The sequence below is a fragment of the Actinoplanes sp. GCM10030250 genome (genome assembly GCF_042666575.1).
In the GTDB taxonomy this organism is placed as follows: Bacteria; Actinomycetota; Actinomycetes; order Mycobacteriales; family Micromonosporaceae; genus Actinoplanes.
The window spans coordinates 1-17,122 of record NZ_JBHTDO010000049.1 but is presented as its reverse complement, the minus strand read 5'-3'; the positions used below and the strand labels follow the sequence as shown (position 1 = coordinate 17,122).

General features: G+C 70.6%; 14 protein-coding genes. 6 read left to right on the top strand and 8 right to left on the bottom strand.

Going from position 1 to position 17,122, the window contains the following annotated elements; all coding sequences use genetic code 11:
* Positions 1–357: 357 nt before the first annotated feature.
* From ACFQV6_RS39600 to cysC, 8 genes are all read right to left on the bottom strand, one after another.
* The gene (locus ACFQV6_RS39600) at positions 358–1,353 is read right to left on the bottom strand and encodes a glycosyl hydrolase (protein ID WP_378032860.1); all 996 of its coding nucleotides are present in this window, start codon (positions 1,351–1,353) and stop codon (positions 358–360) included.
* Positions 1,346–2,080: a methyltransferase domain-containing protein gene (locus ACFQV6_RS39595; RefSeq protein ID WP_378032859.1), complete on the bottom strand. Its 735-nt coding sequence runs from the start codon at positions 2,078–2,080 to the stop codon at positions 1,346–1,348. The genes ACFQV6_RS39600 and ACFQV6_RS39595 overlap by 8 nt, the downstream gene beginning before the upstream one ends.
* Positions 2,077–3,627 (bottom strand): lipopolysaccharide biosynthesis protein, encoded by a 1,551-nt coding sequence (locus ACFQV6_RS39590; protein WP_378032858.1) that lies wholly within the window; start codon positions 3,625–3,627, stop codon positions 2,077–2,079. The genes ACFQV6_RS39595 and ACFQV6_RS39590 overlap by 4 nt, the downstream gene beginning before the upstream one ends.
* On the bottom strand, positions 3,624–4,502 hold the full coding sequence (locus ACFQV6_RS39585) for a sulfotransferase domain-containing protein (protein WP_378032857.1): 879 nt from the start codon (positions 4,500–4,502) through the stop codon (positions 3,624–3,626). Before ACFQV6_RS39585 ends, ACFQV6_RS39590 begins: the two co-directional genes overlap by 4 nt.
* Positions 4,503–4,507: 5 nt before the next feature.
* On the bottom strand, positions 4,508–5,737 hold the full coding sequence (locus tag ACFQV6_RS39580; protein ID WP_378032856.1) for a hypothetical protein: 1,230 nt from the start codon (positions 5,735–5,737) through the stop codon (positions 4,508–4,510).
* The gene (locus ACFQV6_RS39575) at positions 5,734–7,101 is read right to left on the bottom strand and encodes an O-antigen ligase family protein (protein ID WP_378032855.1); all 1,368 of its coding nucleotides are present in this window, start codon (positions 7,099–7,101) and stop codon (positions 5,734–5,736) included. Before ACFQV6_RS39575 ends, ACFQV6_RS39580 begins: the two co-directional genes overlap by 4 nt.
* A complete protein-coding gene (locus ACFQV6_RS39570) occupies positions 7,098–8,810 on the bottom strand; it encodes a Wzz/FepE/Etk N-terminal domain-containing protein (RefSeq protein WP_378032854.1) in 1,713 nt (570 codons plus the stop codon). The genes ACFQV6_RS39575 and ACFQV6_RS39570 overlap by 4 nt, the downstream gene beginning before the upstream one ends.
* 130 nt (positions 8,811–8,940) lie before the next feature.
* The gene (gene cysC, locus ACFQV6_RS39565; protein WP_378032853.1) at positions 8,941–10,461 is read right to left on the bottom strand and encodes an adenylyl-sulfate kinase; all 1,521 of its coding nucleotides are present in this window, start codon (positions 10,459–10,461) and stop codon (positions 8,941–8,943) included.
* A gap of 179 nt (positions 10,462–10,640) precedes the next feature.
* Between cysC and ACFQV6_RS39560 the strand changes: the two genes are divergently transcribed.
* From ACFQV6_RS39560 to ACFQV6_RS39535, 6 genes are all read left to right on the top strand, one after another.
* Positions 10,641–12,083: a glycosyl hydrolase gene (locus ACFQV6_RS39560; protein ID WP_378032852.1), complete on the top strand. Its 1,443-nt coding sequence runs from the start codon at positions 10,641–10,643 to the stop codon at positions 12,081–12,083.
* A 111-nt stretch (positions 12,084–12,194) separates the two neighbouring features.
* Positions 12,195–13,406: an acyltransferase family protein gene (locus ACFQV6_RS39555; protein WP_378032851.1), complete on the top strand. Its 1,212-nt coding sequence runs from the start codon at positions 12,195–12,197 to the stop codon at positions 13,404–13,406.
* Positions 13,407–13,448: 42 nt separating this feature from the next.
* The gene (locus ACFQV6_RS39550) at positions 13,449–14,363 is read left to right on the top strand and encodes an ABC transporter ATP-binding protein (RefSeq protein WP_378032850.1); all 915 of its coding nucleotides are present in this window, start codon (positions 13,449–13,451) and stop codon (positions 14,361–14,363) included.
* Positions 14,356–15,222, top strand: coding sequence for an ABC transporter permease (locus ACFQV6_RS39545; protein ID WP_378032849.1), 867 nt, complete (start codon positions 14,356–14,358; stop codon positions 15,220–15,222). The genes ACFQV6_RS39550 and ACFQV6_RS39545 overlap by 8 nt, the downstream gene beginning before the upstream one ends.
* Entirely contained in the window at positions 15,219–16,169 is a 951-nt protein-coding gene (locus ACFQV6_RS39540) for an ABC transporter ATP-binding protein (RefSeq protein WP_378032848.1), read from the top strand. Before ACFQV6_RS39545 ends, ACFQV6_RS39540 begins: the two co-directional genes overlap by 4 nt.
* A complete protein-coding gene (locus tag ACFQV6_RS39535; protein WP_378032847.1) occupies positions 16,169–16,879 on the top strand; it encodes an ABC transporter permease in 711 nt (236 codons plus the stop codon). Before ACFQV6_RS39540 ends, ACFQV6_RS39535 begins: the two co-directional genes overlap by 1 nt.
* Positions 16,880–17,122 lie beyond the last annotated feature (243 nt).

Here is a 17,122-nt window from a genome sequence, read left to right as displayed (position 1 = left end):
GCCTGGGGTTTCACGTCTTTGACCTGCACCATGTGCGGTTGTTGATCGCGGTCGGCGGTGCGGGGGTCGCCCGCGAGTTCTACAGCGGGGTCCTCGGGATGCCACTCCCGCACGCCTGACAGGTGAGGCTGACCCGCGACCTTGTGGAGTTCCGGTGAACCGTAGGTGTGGATGTCCACAAGATCGGCACTAGAGCGCCGCGGGAAGGCAGCGCCGCGGGAAGGCAGCGCCGCGGGAAGGCAGCGCCGCGGGAAGGCGGCGGCGCGGGAAGGCGGCGGCGCGGGGAGAGAGCGGCGCGGGGAGAGAGCGGCGCGGGGAGGCAGCGCGACGGCGGGGCGGCGCGCTGCCTCAGGCCGCCTACGGGTTGAAGTAGGGGTCGCGGACCAGCTTGTTCAGCGCGCGGAACGCCGCCGTATCCCCCATCAACTGGAACTGCTGATTAGGCCCGTTCCCCTCCGGATCGGACTCGAAATACGCGACCGCCTTGATCTGCCGATTGGCCTTGAACGTCCGCTCCGCGTCCTTCAACCAGGCCACCCTGCTGGCCGACCCCCAAGCCTTCGCCACCCCGAACTCCCCGATCACGATCGGCTTGGGCCGCTGCGCAGCCCAGTCCAGGAACGGCCCCATCAGCTTCCCGATCGGCTGGAATTCGAAGCCCGCGTAAACGTCGACACACGTCCAGTCCACCTGATCATCACCAGGGTAGAAGTCCGGCGCCTCACCGCGGATGAACCCTTCCGCGGTGGGACACCACACCCAGGAAACGTTGTCCGCCCGCTCCTTACGGAAGATCTCGCGAACGTACTTCCAGGCCGCGATGTAGTCAGCACCGGACCACATGGTCGCCCGCAGATTGGGCCGGTCCATCTCCCAGCGCATCCGCAGCATCACCGGCTTCTTGATCTTCCGGATCGCGCGTGCCTGAGAGCGGATGAGCTTGTCGTGCTCCCCGGCGAGGATCGACCGGTTGTCCCCGGTGGCCCAGCTGATCATCAGGTTGGCGCCCTGGTCGAGGAATTCCTGGTCGGAGGGTGTGCCCATCATCTGGTCGAAGCGGCGGTAGGTGTTGATGAAGTCGAGTTTGCGCCCGAGCGACTCCTCCAGCCCGCCGACCGCCGTGATCCGGCCGATGTGGGTGAGCTCGTCCGGCTTGATCCACGCGCCGAAGTAGGCGCCGCGGGCCGGTGGTTGGTACGGCCCCGCCGAGAACGGGCCCTCGTTGACCGCCACCGCCCGTGGCTTGCCGGTCAGGTCGGGTGACGGTTCGGGCTCGGGCGCGTCCTTCTTCTCCCTGGTGCAGCCGGCCACCAGCAGGAGCGCTGCGGCGACGACCGCGACACCCTTACGCATGGACCCGCCGGGCGGTGTAGAGGACGTTCACCGCGTACGCGTCGGTGCCGGGCAGCCGGCGTGCCGCCGCGTCGGCGAGGCGGGCCGCCCGGTTGTCGTGCAGCGACGGTGTGAGCATCGAGAAGCCGCGCCGTTCGACGATTTCGAAGCCGTGCCGGGCGAGGAGCCGCTCCACGTCGTCGTGGGAGAGCTCGGCGAACCAGCGTTCGCCGCTGTGCCGCCGGGCGCGCAGGTGGCGGACCGAGCCGGCGTTGCCGTGGTTCTCCACGACGAGCAGGCCGGAACCGCGGTGCGGTAGCGCCTTGGCGGCGAACGCCATGGCCCGGTCGCGGACGCCCTCGTTGACGTTGAGCAGCAGCCGGAAGACCGTGACGAGCGCCGGGAAGCCGGCCGCCACCGGGGTCGGCACCGGGCCGTCCATCGGGATCTGGTGCCAGTACGCCCGGGAGCCCACCTCGTCCGCCTTGGCCATCATCTCGGCGGACGTGTCGTAGCCGTGCGCCTCGCGTACCAGGCCCTGTAGTGCCCGGATCGCCCGCCCGGTGCCGCAGGCGAAGTCGTGCTGCACCGGCGGATGCTCGGGGAACTCGCGGCGCACGAGGGCGCGCAGATAGTCCCGCTGACGTTCGTTGATCTGCGACGCGTAGCTGTCCGGGGCGTAGGTCACGGTCTCGTACTTCTCGACCGCCTCGGTGTCCTGGAACACCTGGGTGTAGTCGCTGGTCAACTTTCCTCCCTAGCAGTGGTGAAGGCGCTGAGCGCCAGTTGCCGGCGCAGCAGCCAGGCACCCGCGACGTACGCGGGTACGGCCGTGGTCAGCGCCGGTACGAGGCCTTGCGGGCCGGTGCCCGCCAGCGCGGTCACGCCGGCCGGCAGCAGGCCGAAGCAGCAGATCGAGAGCAGTGCGGCGGCGCGGGTGCCCGGCCCGAACGGGTGCAGTCCGGTGCCGCGGTAGACCTGAGCCAGCGGCAGCAGGTTGTTGACGACCATCGCGCAGGCCAGCCCGGCGGCCGCGCCGAGCGCTCCCCAGCCGGGTACCAGCAGCGCGTCCACGCCGATCATCACGGCCAGCGCGATCAGGACGTTGCCGAGGTTCGCCGAGGTTCGCCCGGCCATCGCGAGGACCATGTCGACCATCCCGCACCCGGTCGCCACCAGCATCGCGCCGGCCAGCACGTGGACCACCGGGACGCCGGCGACGTACTCGGCGCCGAACAGCCGCAGGTAGTACGGCGCGCAGGCGATCACCAGCAGGTTGATCGGCCAGGTGACGAGGACGAGCCAGCCGGTGGCGGTCTGGTAGAGGTGGTTCGCGGCGTCCCGGTCGCCGGTGCTCAGCGCTTCGGCGAGCCGGGGCTGCACCGACTGGGACAGCCCCTGGTTGGCGAACTGGATCAGCACCACGAACCGGCCGGCCACCGCGTAGACCGCCGCGGGTGCGAGCCCGCCGAGCGCGGCCACCAGCAGCACGTCTACCCGTTGCAGCGCGAGCTGGGCGACGGCCGCGACCGCGCGGGGGCCGGTGAACACCCAGAACTCGCGGCGGAGCTGCCGCCGTTCAGCCCGCTCGGTCCTCAAGAAGGTAGGACGTCCGGAAACATAGGCACGCCGCGCCGCGTACCCCGCAAGAAGCGCGACCGGCAGATAGGGCGCCGCCCACGCCAGCGCGAAAACCGGCAGCGACGCGGTCAGCCAGAGTCCGGCGACGCCCGCCGCGCTGACCGCGAGCAGCTGAAGGCCGCTGCGCAGCACGCGGTCCAGCAGCACGGTCGGCCGCATGCTCCGGTAGCCGCGGGTGACCGTCAGCAGCACATCGGTGAGTGCCTGGAGCGGGAGGAAGACGGCCAGCACTCGCAGCCCGGCGGAGTGGTCGGCGATCACGCTCGGTGTCTCGCCGGCGGTGAGCCGGGCGATGGCGGGTGCGCCCGCCCACATCGCGAAGGCGAGCAGCAGCGAGAGCCCGGCCACCGGGGGGATGCCGGTGCGCAGGCAGGCGCCGAGCAGGTGGCTGCGGCCGGTCGCCCGCAGCCGGGCCGGCCAGTACACCAGCGAGGTGTTGGTGCCGAGCTTGGCCAGGCCGCCGGCCAGCACGAACGCGGCGGTGGCGGCGAAGAAGGCGCCGGCCTCCTCGGCGCCGAGGGTGCGCGCGACGACCCAGGTCACCACGACCCCGGTGCCGCCTGCCAGCGCCGATCCGGCCATGTTCGCCAGCCCGCCGCGTGCGGCTCCCCGGGTGGCCCGCCCCGGATCCGCCGGTGCCGTGGTCGCCGTCATCCGCGGCGCCAGATCGGCGTGTGCCCCAGCCAGCCGCCCAGCGCCTCGTCGTGCGACTGGTAGTAGGTGCGCAGCTCACGGCGCAGCCCGGGGTCCATGTCGCTCTCCCGGGGCCGGGCGTTGTGCCGCTCGAAGGGCGGCCGCTCCAGGTCGGCGGGCAGCCCCAGGAAGGTGCAGACCTCGTCGTAGACGGCTCCCGGATCGGTGAAGAAGCGCTCGCTCTCCACCACGTGGATGCGTTCGCGACCGACGTGCTGCGCCATCACGCTCAGGTAGCGGGCGTACTCGCCGCGGGCGCGGTAGGCGTGGTGCTGGTGGGCGAAACTGTAGAAGTCCGGGTCGGTGGCCAGGCGTTCCTCCTGGCGGTGCAGGCGGGCGGGTTCGAGCGCCAGCGCGGCGCCGAAGTCACGCTCCGACTCGAAGGCGCGAGCTACCTCGTGGTGATGCTGGGAATAGGCGCGTTCGACCGGGTCACGGACAAGGACGACAAGCTTTGCGTACGGCAGATCCCGCGCGATCCGAGCCGCCGCCTGAGGGTGGTACATGTAGTACGGACTGGATTCGAAGGTCTGCGCGGGTACGCCGTACCGCTCCGCGATCTTCTCGGCGCTCCGCAGCATCGGGAAATGCGCCCGGTACCACTCGAGACCCCGGTGATAGGACGTGTCGAAGTAGTGCACGCCCTTGTGCAGCACCGCCTTGAGCACCACCGGGTGCGCGGCGAGCGCCCGGTACAGCGAGGTGGTGCCACAGCGCTGCCCGCCGCAGATCAGGAACGACGGCAGCATCCGGTTCTCCGCCGTGAGCCGCCCGTAGGAGCGGGTGCCCAGGTGCACCACCCGTTTGACCGGTGCGGGCAGGTTGCGTACGTCCATGGTGTCTAGAGCTCCTCTACGCGGCGGATGAGCACCGGCAGCAGCCACGTGCCGAGCACGCCGAGCCGGGCGCCGGCCTCCGCCTGCCGGTCGGTCAGGTAACGGACGGCCAGGTCGACCAGGTAGAGCAGCGCGGTGATCTCCCGTGCCACCGGTGCCACCCCGAACGGAGCGAGCAGCTCGTCGGCGCGCTGCACAGTGGCCTCCACCGCGTCGCGGGCGTCGCCGGTGGACTGGATGCGCCGCTGAAGTTCGTGGTGGATCGCGTCGAAGCCCATCGGCACGCCGGTGGCGAACCGCTCCCAGTCCCAGACGAGCAGCGCGTCGGCGAGGTTCGCCATGTTCCAGGGAGCCCAGTCGCCGTGCCACGACCCGTACCGCAGGGTGGTCTCCCCGCTGTGCGCGGCGAGCACGTCGACAGCGGCCGCCAGCGCGGCACCCTCCGGCCGGTCCGCCACCGCCTCGAGCCGTACCCGCAGTTCCTGCCAGTACGCGCTGCCGGTGAGCGGCCCGGTCGTGTAACCGCAGCACCCGGCGATGTCGAGCATGGCCGCGGTGAGCCGGCGCGAGGTCAGCGGCGCCCGGGGCAGCCACACCGGCAGCGCCGACTGGACCAGCACCTGCATGTCGCGCCACCGCCCGGCGTGCAGCACCCGGGGCACTGTCAGCTTGGTCAGGTGGCTGCCGCCGAGCGTGGTCAGGGCCGCCGTCTCCGCCTTGACCAGGCTCTGCGTGAGCGGCCCGGTGCCGATCTTCCCGAAGCCGAAGGTGTCGCCGTCGGTGCTGAGCAGCTGGAGCACCGGCTTGCGGTTGGCCCGTGCCGGCCCGATGTGGATGCTCACCGCGAGATCCCGGCGCAGGGCATCGCTCAGGTAGCCGTCGATGCCCGCCGAGGCGGGTCCGGTCACCCGGATCCGGTCGCGGAAGAGCAGACCGGAGGTACGGGTGTGCACGGCCGCCACGACGGCGTCCCGCTTGAGTTTGGCGAGCCGGGACTGCGGTTCGGCGTACCGGCGGACAGCGGCGGCGGCGACGGCCGGTGAGATCGACGGGACCAGCAGGCGGGGGCGGCGGGCGTTCGGCACCACCAGGTAGTCGGCGATGACGGGTCCCGCTGCTCCGGTGGTGTCGCACGGTGGCGGGTAGAGCAGGCCGAGCACCTCGTTGAGGTACTGGGTCCGCAGGGCCGCGTCGTCGGCGGTGAGCTCCGCGGGGGCGGTCTTGACTGGGCTCATCTGTGGTCGTTCCCCTCGATCCAGTTGCGCCAGAGCAGCGCGTAAGCGAGAACCATGAAGGCCAGAGGGGTGACCAGCGAGTTGTACCAGAGCATCGCCGAGAACGAGCTGACCAGCGCGGCGCTTCCGGCCACCCCGATCGGGCTCCGGTCGCGGCGGAAACGCCACAGCCCGTACGCGAAGAAACCGAGATATCCGGCAGTGCCCGCCGCGCCGTGCGCGTAGAGCAACTGCCACAGCTGGCCGTTGCCGCCGACGGTGAAGTTGCCGCAGCGCTCGCAGCTGGCGCTCTCACCCACGGTGATCGAGTTACGGCCACCGAGGGTGTTGCGGGTGCCGCCGTAACCGATCACCGGCGACTCGGCGAAGCCGTCCAGCGCCTTCTCGATCAGGAACGAGCGGACGCCGTTGGACTTGCCGTTGTCGAGCCGGGCCTGCACGGTGCCGCCGAGGGGGGTGGCGACGATGGCGACGGACAGGGCCGCGGTGGCGGCGAGCACCACGCCGATGACCCAGATCCGGCCGGCCAGGACGTAACGGAGCGCGACGTAGAGGATGAGCACGCCGAGGCCGATCCAGAGGCCGCGGTTGAGCGACGCGACAGCGGGGACGATCGAGACGACCAGGCACAGTACGGCCAGCGTCCGCTTGCCGGCGCTGCGGCTGACCCAGGCGGCCACGACGAGCCATCCGGCCAGCAGGCAGAAGTTGTTGCCCCAGGTGTTGGTGTAACCCCACGGCGCGGCGGGACGCGGTTTCTCACCGCCGACCAGGTCCATGATCTGTGCGGCGTACGGGTGAACCAGCGACCGCACGAACCCCCTGTTGCGCACCCCGGAGGGCAGCAACCACTCCACCGGCGAGGTGAACTCGAAGTTGCCGGCCACCATGCCGAGCAGCCCGCCCAGCACGGTGATCACGAACATCCCGCCGAGCAGGCGCACCAGCCGGCGACGCGACAGTTCCGCCTCGGTCAGGTTGCCCGCGTAGAGCAGCAGAACCGTCAGCGACACGTACATCGAAAGCTTGTAGACGACGGCCGGTAGCCGTCCGCTCGCCCGCTCCACCACCGTGCCCGCCGGGTCCGCGCCCAGCGCGGCGATGCTCACCAGCACCGCAAGCAGGAAGATCGCCCACCAGGCGAAGCCGGGTGGCAGCCGCAGGGGCCGCCCGGCCGCCCGGCGCCGCACCAGCAGGAACAGCATCGGCACGGCCATCAGCGGGAAGATCAGAACGCCCAGGCCGAGCGCCCACCACACCGGATAGAGCAGCAGGACCCCCGCCACCGGCCAGGCCGGAAGCGTGCGGTTCTTGACGGTGCGGTGGGCCGGTCCGGCGGGCAGGGGCGCCGCGACCGTCGTCACTTCTCGTCGCCGTCCGCGGTGCCGGCGTTGGAGAGGTCGATGACCGCGGTGGCGTCGTTGCTGTCCGGGCCCGGCGGCCGCTGGCGGACGGCCGCGGGCTCGCGTTCGGCGAACGTGATCTGCTGGGTCGGGCCCTCGCCGACATCGGTCATCGGCGGCGGCAGGGTCACGGCCGGTGTCGTCATGGCCGCACCGGGCCGCATCGGGGCCAGCCGCGGCAGCACGACCGCGCCGAGCAGCCGGGTGCCGACCCGCTGGAGCTGTTCGGTGGCGTCGAGCAGGGCCGGGCGGCGGGCGCGGCGCAGCTCGACGGCGAGGATGGCGGCGTCGGCGAGGCTGGCCAGGCTCTGCGCGTCGGCGCTGCTGCTGGTGGAGGGCGCTTCGATCACGACGTACTGGCTCTGCCGGCGCAGCGCCTCCAGGGTGTCCCTGAGCCGCTGCGACTGCATCAGCCCGGCCGCCGTCGCGGCACCACCCGTGGTGATCACCCGCAGCGACGGGATGCGCGGCGTGCGCTGCAGCGCACGGCCGAGGCCGACCCGGCCGGCCAGCAGGTCGGAGAGACCGGGCACGGCCGAGACACCGAGCATCCGGGCCAGCGGCGCGACGTCCACCACGCTGTCCGGCAGGTGGGCACCGATCAGAACGACATCACTTCCGGTACGGGCCAAGGCCACCGCCAGATTCGCGGCGACGAGCGTGCTCGCCGAACCACGGCTGGCACCGGTCACCACGATGATCTGGTCGCCGTTCTCCAGGCTGGCCAGCACCTCGTTGCGGAGCCGGTTGAAGACCCGCCCGCCCGGCCCGTACGGCTGCACCACGTCCTCGAAGTGCGGGGTGCTGCGCTCGTCCAGCGCGGCGAGCACCGGTACGCGCCCGCGGTCCCGGACGTCCGTCGCGGTGACCAGCCGACGGTCGAACCGCTCCCGCAGATAGGCCAGGGCGAGACCGAGCAGCAGCCCGATCATGCCACCGGTACCCACGTTGAGCAGGGTGTTCGGGCTGGTCGGGCGCTCCGGCACGCGGGCGTCGCTGATGATGCTGCCGCCACCGACCATGGTGGTGGTCAGCTCGTTGAGCCGGCCGGTCAGCGAGTTGAGCTGGTTCTGCGAGTTGTTCCGCAGGCTCTGCAGGTTGCTCGCGGTCGAGCTGCCCGGAGCGGCGGCGGCCAGCTTCGTGTTGATCCCGGTCAGCGCACCGGTCAGCTGCTTCACCTTGAGGTTGAGCGACCGGATCTGGCGGTCCAGCTGCGCCCGGGCGGTCTCCTCCCGGTTGCGCAGGTACGCCTCGGCGAACGAGTGCGACCCGGACTGCGCCTCGGCCGGGCTGCCGGCCCGATAGGTGATCACCAGAACGGTGGTGTTGGCCGGTACCTGCACCGACACGGAGCGGGCCAGTTCGAGCGGCGACTGGGCGGAACGCATCAGGGCGGCGGCCTTCACGGCGACCGCGCCGGAGCCCACGAGCTGGGCCTCGGTGTCGAGGTTCACCGAGCCCTTGGTCCGTCCACCCTGCGCGTTGGTGTCCTGATCGACAGACTGCACCAGCACCGAGGTGGACGATTCGTACACCTTCGGCATCGTCTGCGACAGGACCGTGCCCGCGCTCAGGCCCGCCCCCGTCGCCACCAGGGCGATCCACCAGTGTCGGCGGAACGCGCCGAGGTATTGCGAGACGTCGGCGGACGTGGGACGAGACGCTTCCATCAGATCTCGGCGGCCCTTCCGGGAGGAGTGAGAGTGTTGCCAGCTTGGGCGATTCGCCCCGTGGGGTGCGCCAGCTTTCGGGCGTTTCGCCCCAGAGGGGGTAACGCCAACTCCCGCCGAGAGTGATGGTCTAAGTGAGTTTGGGCTCCACCCAGCCGCTCTCCACCAGGTAACCGAGGACCATTTCGACAGCGTCCGGGACGGTGATCGTGGTGGTGTCGATGGTCAGCTCGGCGTTCGGCGGCTCCTCGTACGGGTCGTCGATGCCGGTCATGCCGCGCAGCTGACCCGCACGGGCGCGTGCGTACAGGCCCTTGCGGTCGCGGGCCTCGCAGACCTCGAGCGGTGTGTTGACGTGCACCAGGACGAACCCGGCGCCGGCCTCCACCGCCATCCGCCGTGCTGCCGCACGGGCCGCCTCGTACGGCGCGATCGGGCAGGCGACGGCCATGCCCCGGTGCCGGCCGACCTCGGCGGCGACCCAGGCGATGCGGCGGACGTTGCGGTCCCGGTCGGCCTTGCTGAAGCCCAGGCCCGCCGTCAGCTCACGGCGCACCACGTCGCCGTCGAGCAGCGTGATGGTGCGCTCGCCGTTCTCCCGCATGGCGTCGGCCAGGTTGCGGGCGATCGTCGACTTGCCGGAGCCGGACAGGCCGGTGAAGAAGACCACCAGGCCGCGGTGGCGGCGCGGCGGCCGGACCCGGGCGAGCTCCTTGGCCACGGCCGGCGGGGTGTGCCACTCCGGCAGCGGGAAGCCGCGATCGAGCAGGTCGTCGATCTCGGCCGGGGTCATCGCCAGGCGGCGGTTGCGCGGCGGGATGTCGTCGCGCCAGCGCCACTGGCCGTCCCGGTTGTCGTAGGCGAGCTCGCGCGGCACCAGGACACGCAGGCCGGCGCCGGAGAGCGTGTCGCCGGTGGACAGGACGTGGGTGACGCCGTACGCCTGGGCCACGCGGGCGCGCAGCAGGGCGTCGCGCATCTCGTCGCGGCGGGTCATCAGCGGGACGGCGACGACGGTGGCCGGTGGCATCCGGTCACGGGCGGCGAAGATCGAGCGGACCAGCGACTCGGGGGGCAGGCCGTCCGGGCCGGGGCCGCTGACCGGGATGAGGATCAGCAGGTGGGCGGCGAGCGTACGCGCGGCGTGGGCGATCTGCGCCAGTTGCGGCCGGTGCAGCGGCCGGTCGGCGATCACGCCCAGGACGCGCCCGGGTGGGAGCAGGGCCGTCACCTCGGCCGGGGTACGCCGTAACCGCTGGAACGGGCCGTGCCCGCCGTCACCCATCCGGCGCACGGGGCCGGCGATCGCGTACCTCTGCTCGCCGGTCGGCCAGGCGTCGGTGACCTCGATGGCAGCGACCGGCGCGCCCTCCGGGTCGGTCAGCACCACGGTGCGGCGCCGCGGGTCGGCCAGGTCCAGCACCGACGCCAGCTCGGCCGGGACCTCGCAGGTGACCGGCACCGGCCACGGTGTGCCGTCGGCGAGCCGGCCGCGCCTGGCGAGCGACGCCAGGTCGGCACGACCGAGGAAGCCGGTCAGCGGTGCGTACGCCCCGGAGAGCAGCAGTTCGAGGTCCGCCAGTTCGTAGGGACGCGGCGTGAAGGAAGGCGCGTCCCGCAGAACGTCCTCCGGCAGTACCGAACCATTCACTTCGAATCCCCCTACACGATTTGGGGGACAGTTTCGCAGCCTCGATCGCGGCGGTCGAGACGGGCTCTCGGTCTGGTGCGGATCTTTTGGCGACCAACGCGAAAGACACGGAAGGTCTAAATGGGTTTAAATCGTGTTTAACTAGACAAGTACGGATGATCCTTTGATACTGGGCAACTGTGAGACAGACCCGTTCCCGACTCCTCCATTTCGGCGCCCTGACCACGGCATTCGTCATGTCGGTGTCCGCCACGCTCGCCTGGGCATGGACCGGCGGCGTCGACCAGATCGGCCTGCCCTACGGCACGGCAGGCGATCCGACCGTCGCAGGCACCGGCGTACAGATCCCGCTGATGAGCCCGCCGCTGCCGGGCCACGCGGTACCGGGGGTCTCACCGCAGCGGCACGGCGCGCTGCCGGACCCCTCGCTGGCCGACCCCTCCCCATCCGGGCCCGCGCTGCCCGGCCCCACGTTGCCCGACCCGACACTGTCCAGCCCGGCGCTGCGTGTTCTCGCGCCGAGCGGCATCGCGTCGGCACCCCGGTACTCCGGGCTGCCCGATCCCGTGCTGCGTACCTACCGTGCGCCGGTCCTGCGGGGCATGGCGGGACCGCTGCTCGGCGGTGTACCGGCCAGGTACGAACTGCCGCGGCATGACCGGGCGAAGCCGAGCCGCAAGTGCCGGACCGGTTCGAAGCTGGTGCCGACCTGCGGTGTCCTCTGGGGCGTGGCACCCGGTGCGCACACCGAGGAGAAGAGCGTCCGGGCGCTCGCCGAGTTCGAGCGCAAAACCGGGCGACACCAGGCGATCTTCCACGCGTACCACAGCGGCACGCGGCAGGTTTTCCCGACGCCGCAGGAGATCGCGATCGCCCGTGAGCCGGGCCGGAAGCGGATCCTGCTGCTCAACTGGAAGCCGGAGAGCACCACCTGGGCCAAGATCGCCAAGGGGGACAAGCGGACCGACGAGTTCCTCGACCGGCTCGCCGTGCACCTCAAGAAGAACTACCGCGAGCGCTTCTTCTTCGCCGTGCACCACGAGGCCGAGGATCAGGTACGCGAGAGTGCCGGCTCCGGCTTCACCGCCCGTGACTACGCCGCGATGTTCCGGCACGTCGTCAAGCGCCTCCGGGCCAAGGGCGCCACCAACGTGGTCACCGTGCTGGTGCACATGGCGTACGTCCCGCACACCACGAAGAGCTGGTTCAGCGACATGTACCCGGGTGACGACGTGGTCGACTGGATCGGCTTCGACACCTACTCCTACAGCGACCCCGGTTACGGCCACGGCGACTTCAACGAACTGCTCAACCGGCGCTCGGCCAGCAAGCCCGGCTGGCCCGGCTTCTACAACTGGGTCCGCGCCAAGCACCCGGGGAAGCCGCTGATGATCGCCGAGTGGGGTGTCTGGTTCTCCAAGCGGAACCCGAGCCACATGGCGGACTTCTACCGCGAGGTCGGCGACCAGATCAAGGACTTCCCGGGCATCAAGGCGATGGTCCATTTCGAGACGCCGGGCAACCACAAGGGGCAGGACTCCTCGGTCGACAGCACCCCGGCTGCGCTGCGCGAATACCGCCGGCTCGGCAAACTGCCGGTGTTCCAGGTGGCCGTGAGCTGAACGCGCTGTTAAACCGCGCGTCCGCACACCGTCATCTGTGCGCATCCACAGGTCCTTTCCGCCTGCATAGGTTCCTGCTCCGGACCAACGGGACGGGAACCTATGCAACGGATGGCGTGGCTGGACTCCCTGCGGGGAGTGGCCGCCATGGCGGTCGTCTGGTGGCACCTCGGGCCACGGGCGATCGCCGACCTGCAGGATCTGCACCGGCACGTCGACGTCGGCAAGTCCGGTGTCGTGCTGTTCTTCCTGGTCAGCGGCTATGTGATCCCGATGTCCCTGGAACGGCACGGTGACCTGCGCAAGTTCTGGGTGTCCCGGATCCTCCGGCTCTACCCGGCGTGGGCCGTCTCGGTGCTGCTGGTTCTGACCCTGTTCGCCACCGGCGTGCAGGCCGTGCCGGAACCGCTGAGCCGGGATCCCCTCGGCGTCGTCCTCGGGCACCTCAGCATGACCCAGGGGCTGCTCGGCATCCCCAACGTGGTCGGGGTGTACTGGACTCTCTCGTACGAGATGATCTTCTATTTGATCGTGGCCGGCCTGTTCGGTCTCGGCCTGCACCGGCGCAGCGCCTGGATCGCCTGCCTGGCCGCCGGCATCGCCCTGGTGGCCGGCCCGGACCTGCCCCGCGACCTGCTCACCGGCGGCATCGACCGGCGCTACCTGGTCGCCGTCACGGTCCTGCTCTGCCTGATCGCCGTGATCGCCGCCGCCGTCGACGGGCGCCGCCGCCTGATCCTGGCCGCCTCGGTCGTCGGCGTGTCGATGCTGCTCATCCCGCTGCTCAACGGCGGCCAGTCGACGGCTCGCGACACCTGGCAGACGCTGCTGCTGATGGCGGTGATGTTCGCCGGCACGGTGATCTACCGGATGCATCACGGCCAGATGTCCACGATCTTCGGCGGGGGAGTGCTGGTTTTCGTGACGGCCAGCTGGATGGCGGGCGGCTGGTGGTATCTGACGCCCGGCCAGAGCCGGCGGGTCTGGATCACGACGCTGCTGATCGCCGCGGCCGGCTTCGCTGTCGGATTCGCGCTACGGCACCGCGCGATGCCGCCGGTGGCGATGTGGCTCGGCCGGATCAGCTACTCGGTGTACCTGCTGCACCTACCGCTGCTCGTCGTCTTCGTGAAGGTGCTGCCGGACATCACCGAGCGATCCGTGCTGCTCCAGGCGCCGGCGCTGGCCGGATACCTCGCGGTGGTGCTCCTGAGCGCCCACCTGGTCTTCCGCTACGTGGAGATTCCGGCCCAGAATCTCGGACGGCGGCTGTCCCGGAAACCTGAGAGTCAGCTGAGACTCCTCAGGGGCATCTCGGGGTAAAACCCGATCCGGCTTGATGACAGGGCTCTTTACGCTGACGCTGTGACCATCATCGCTACGGAGGCGCTGACCAAGACGTACGGCGGCGGGGTGACTGCCCTCGCCGACCTGACCGTCGCGGTCGACGAGGGCGTCATCGGGCTCGTCGGCGCCAACGGTGCCGGTAAGAGCACCTTCATCAAGATCATGCTCGGGCTTCTGCCGCCCAGCAGCGGCAGCGTCCGCGTCTTTGATCTCGACCCGGTCGAACAGACCGATCAGGTCCGCGCACGCGTCGGCTACATGCCGGAGAACGACTGCCTTCCCCCCGACGTCTCGGCCTCCGAGTTCGTCACCCACCTCGGCCGGATGAGCGGGCTGCCGCGCACCGCCGCCCGGGAGCGCGCCTCCGAGGCGCTGCGACACGTGGGCCTCTATGAGGAGCGCTACCGCCAGATCGGCGGCTACTCGACCGGCATGAAGCAGCGGGTCAAGCTGGCACAGGCGCTCGTGCACGACCCCGACCTGCTGCTGCTCGACGAGCCGACGAACGGCCTCGACCCGGCCGGCCGGGACGCCATGCTCACCCTGATCCACCGGATCGGCAACGAGTTCGGCATCTCCGTCGTGGTCTGCTCCCACCTGCTCGGCGAGGTGGAGCGGATCTGTGACTCGCTCATCGCGATCGAGGGCGGCCGGCTGCTTCGCGCCGACCGCATCTCGAGCATGACGGCGGCCTCCGACGTGCTTGCTGTCGAGGTCAGCGAGGGTACGGACGAACTGGCCGCCGCACTGACCGGAATGGGCCTGACGGTCACCCGCGAGGGACGGCTGCTGCTCGTGCCGATGGAGTCGGACGCGTCGTACGACCGCATCCTGCGCGCGGTGAGCGACCTCGACCTCTCCCTGCACCGCCTGGACCAGCGCCGGCACCGGGTCGCCGAGCTCTTCACCGCGAAGGAGACCGCCGATGTCTGAGGCAGGCGTCATCCATGACATCGGATACCAGCGTTACACCGGGCCGCGCCTGGGTCGCCGGGCCGCGCTGACCGCGCTCTACGTGCACGGCCTGCGCTCCGCGTTCGGGCTGGGCCGCTCGGCCAAGGCGAAGATCTTCCCCTGGATGGTGGTCGGCATCCTTCTGCTGGTCGCCGTGATCCTGGCGGCGGTCCGCTCCCAGCTGGGCGAGGTGATCTTCACCTACGTGCAGTTCGACGACCAGATGAGCTGGCTGATCATCTTCTTCGTCGCGATCCTCGCGCCCCAGCTGATGTCCCGCGACTTCCGGTCCGGCACGCTTCCGCTCTACTTCAGCCGGCCGCTGCGGGCCGCCGACTACGTGCTGGCGAAGTTCGCCGCCATGGTCACCGCGGTGTGGCTGCTGCTCGGCGTACCGCAGCTGATCATGTTCCTGGGTGCGGCGTTCACCACCAAGACCGGCGCCCGCGGGGTGTGGAACGAGTTCCTCGACCTGGTGCCCGGCTGGGGCTACAGCCTGCTCTGGGCGCTGCTGTTCAGCGGCATCGGCCTGCTGATCGCCTCGCTGACCGGCAAGCAGGCCTTCGCGGCCGGCGGCATCGTCGCGGTGTTCCTGCTCACCACCCCCGTTGTCGGCGTGCTCAGCGTGCTCCCGTCGACCACCGCCAACCATCTGGCCGGCCTGGTCAGCCCGATGACAGTGATCGCCGGTGTCGGCGCCTGGCTGTCCGACAGCAACCCGGAGATGGAGTTCAACGTCGGACAGTTCGGCCCGATCTACGCCATCGAGGCGGTCTGCCTGATCGCCGTCTGCCTCCTGCTGCTGCTCGCCCGCTACCGGAAGGTGGCCTCGCTGTGACGACCCAAACCCTCGCGGCCGAGACCGGCGCCGCCACCAGCGTCGTCGACCTCGCCAACGTGACCCGCTGGTACGGCAACGTCGTCGCGGTCAACGACATCACCATGTCGCTCGGCACCGGCGTCACCGGCCTGCTCGGGCCCAACGGCGCCGGCAAGACCACGATCCTGCACATGATGGCCGGTTTCCTGGCCCCGTCGCGGGGCACGGTGACCGTCGACGGCAAGCCGACCTGGCGCAACCCGGCCGTCTACCGCGATCTCGGCCTGGTCACCGAGCGGGAGGCGGTGCACGCCTTCCTCACCGCCGAACAGTTCGTGCTCGCCTGCGCCAAGATGCAGAAGCTGCCCGACCCGGCCGGTGCCGCCCGCCGCGCGCTGGAACTGGTCGAGATGACCGACGCCGCCGACCGCCGGATCGGCACCTTCTCCAAGGGCATGCGGCAGCGCACCCGGGTCGCCGCAGCGCTCGTGCACGAGCCGCGGGTGCTGCTGCTCGACGAGCCGTTCAACGGCATGGACCCGCGCCAGCGGATGCACATGATGGAGCTGCTGCACCGGCTCGGCGACAACGGGCACACCATCCTGTTCAGCTCGCACATCCTGGAAGAGGTCGAGCAGGTCGCCGGCCTGGTCCAGGTGATCGTGGCGGGGCGGCTCGCGGCCTCCGGCGACTACCGCAAGATCCGGCGGCTGATGACGAACCGGCCGCACGTCTTCGCGCTGCGCAGCTCCGACGACCGCCGGCTCGCCGTCGCCCTGATCGGCGAGAAGTCGGTGGCCGGCATCGAGATCGAGTCCGGCGGCCTCACGGTCCGGGCGTCCGACTACGGCAGCTTCACCCGCGCGCTGCCGCGCATCGCCCTGGACCAGGGAATCCGGCTGCACAAGCTGGTCCCGTCCGACGAGTCCCTGGAGAGCGTCTTCTCCTACCTGCTGGAGGCCTGATGTCGACCGTCGCAATGATCACGGCGCGCGGCCTCTTCGGCCGGCGCCGGGCGCTGCTGCTCCTGCCGCTGCCCCTGCTTCTCGTCGGCCTGGCCGCCATCTGCCGGGCCTACGACCTGTCACCGGACCAGTGGGGCCAGGCCGTCATCGTCGGCCTCGGCTTCGCTGTCGTCCTGCCGGTGATCGCCCTGATCGTCGGCACCGGCGTCCTCGGCTCCGAAGTGGACGACGGCACGCTGGTCCACATCCTGACCAAGCCGCTGCCCCGCCGCGACATCATCATCGCGAAGTACGGCGTGGCCGCGGTCACCACCGCTGTCACCACCTCGGTCCCGCTCTTCTTCGTGGGCCTGATGGCCGGCTCCGCCTCGCTCGGCGGCGCCCTCGCGGTCGCGGCGGTGGCCGGGTCGTTCGCCTACTCCGCCCTGTTCGTCCTGCTCAGCCTCGTCACCCGGCGCCCGGTTCTGCTCGGGCTCGTGTACATCCTGGTGTGGGAGGGGCTCCTCGGCCGCTTCCTCAGCGGGACCCGGGTGCTCTCCATCGAGCAGTACGTCATCACCATCGCCGACAAGCTCTCCCCGACGACCATCCTGACCGCCCAGGTCGGCATCACCACCGCGGCCGTGATGAGCGCTGTCTTCGTGATCGTGTGCACGGTCGCCGCCATCAACCGCCTCGGCAGCTTCAGCCTCGCCGGCGAAACCAGCTGACCGACCCACCACTCAAGCCCGCCGTCCCCTCCGGACGGCGGGCTTCCTCATTCCCCGGGCCGCCGCACACGTTGAGGCGTCCGTGCGCGTCCACCCCCGTTGCAGCGCTTGTCGTAGGGCTGACCAGCGCACACATTGACGTTCCGTGCGCTTCTACCAACGTCCTGGAGCCTGTTGCTTTTTGGTTTGGCTCAGTTGTTAGGCAGCGGTTGGGGATTTGGTTGGGTGGGGTGGATGGCCCGC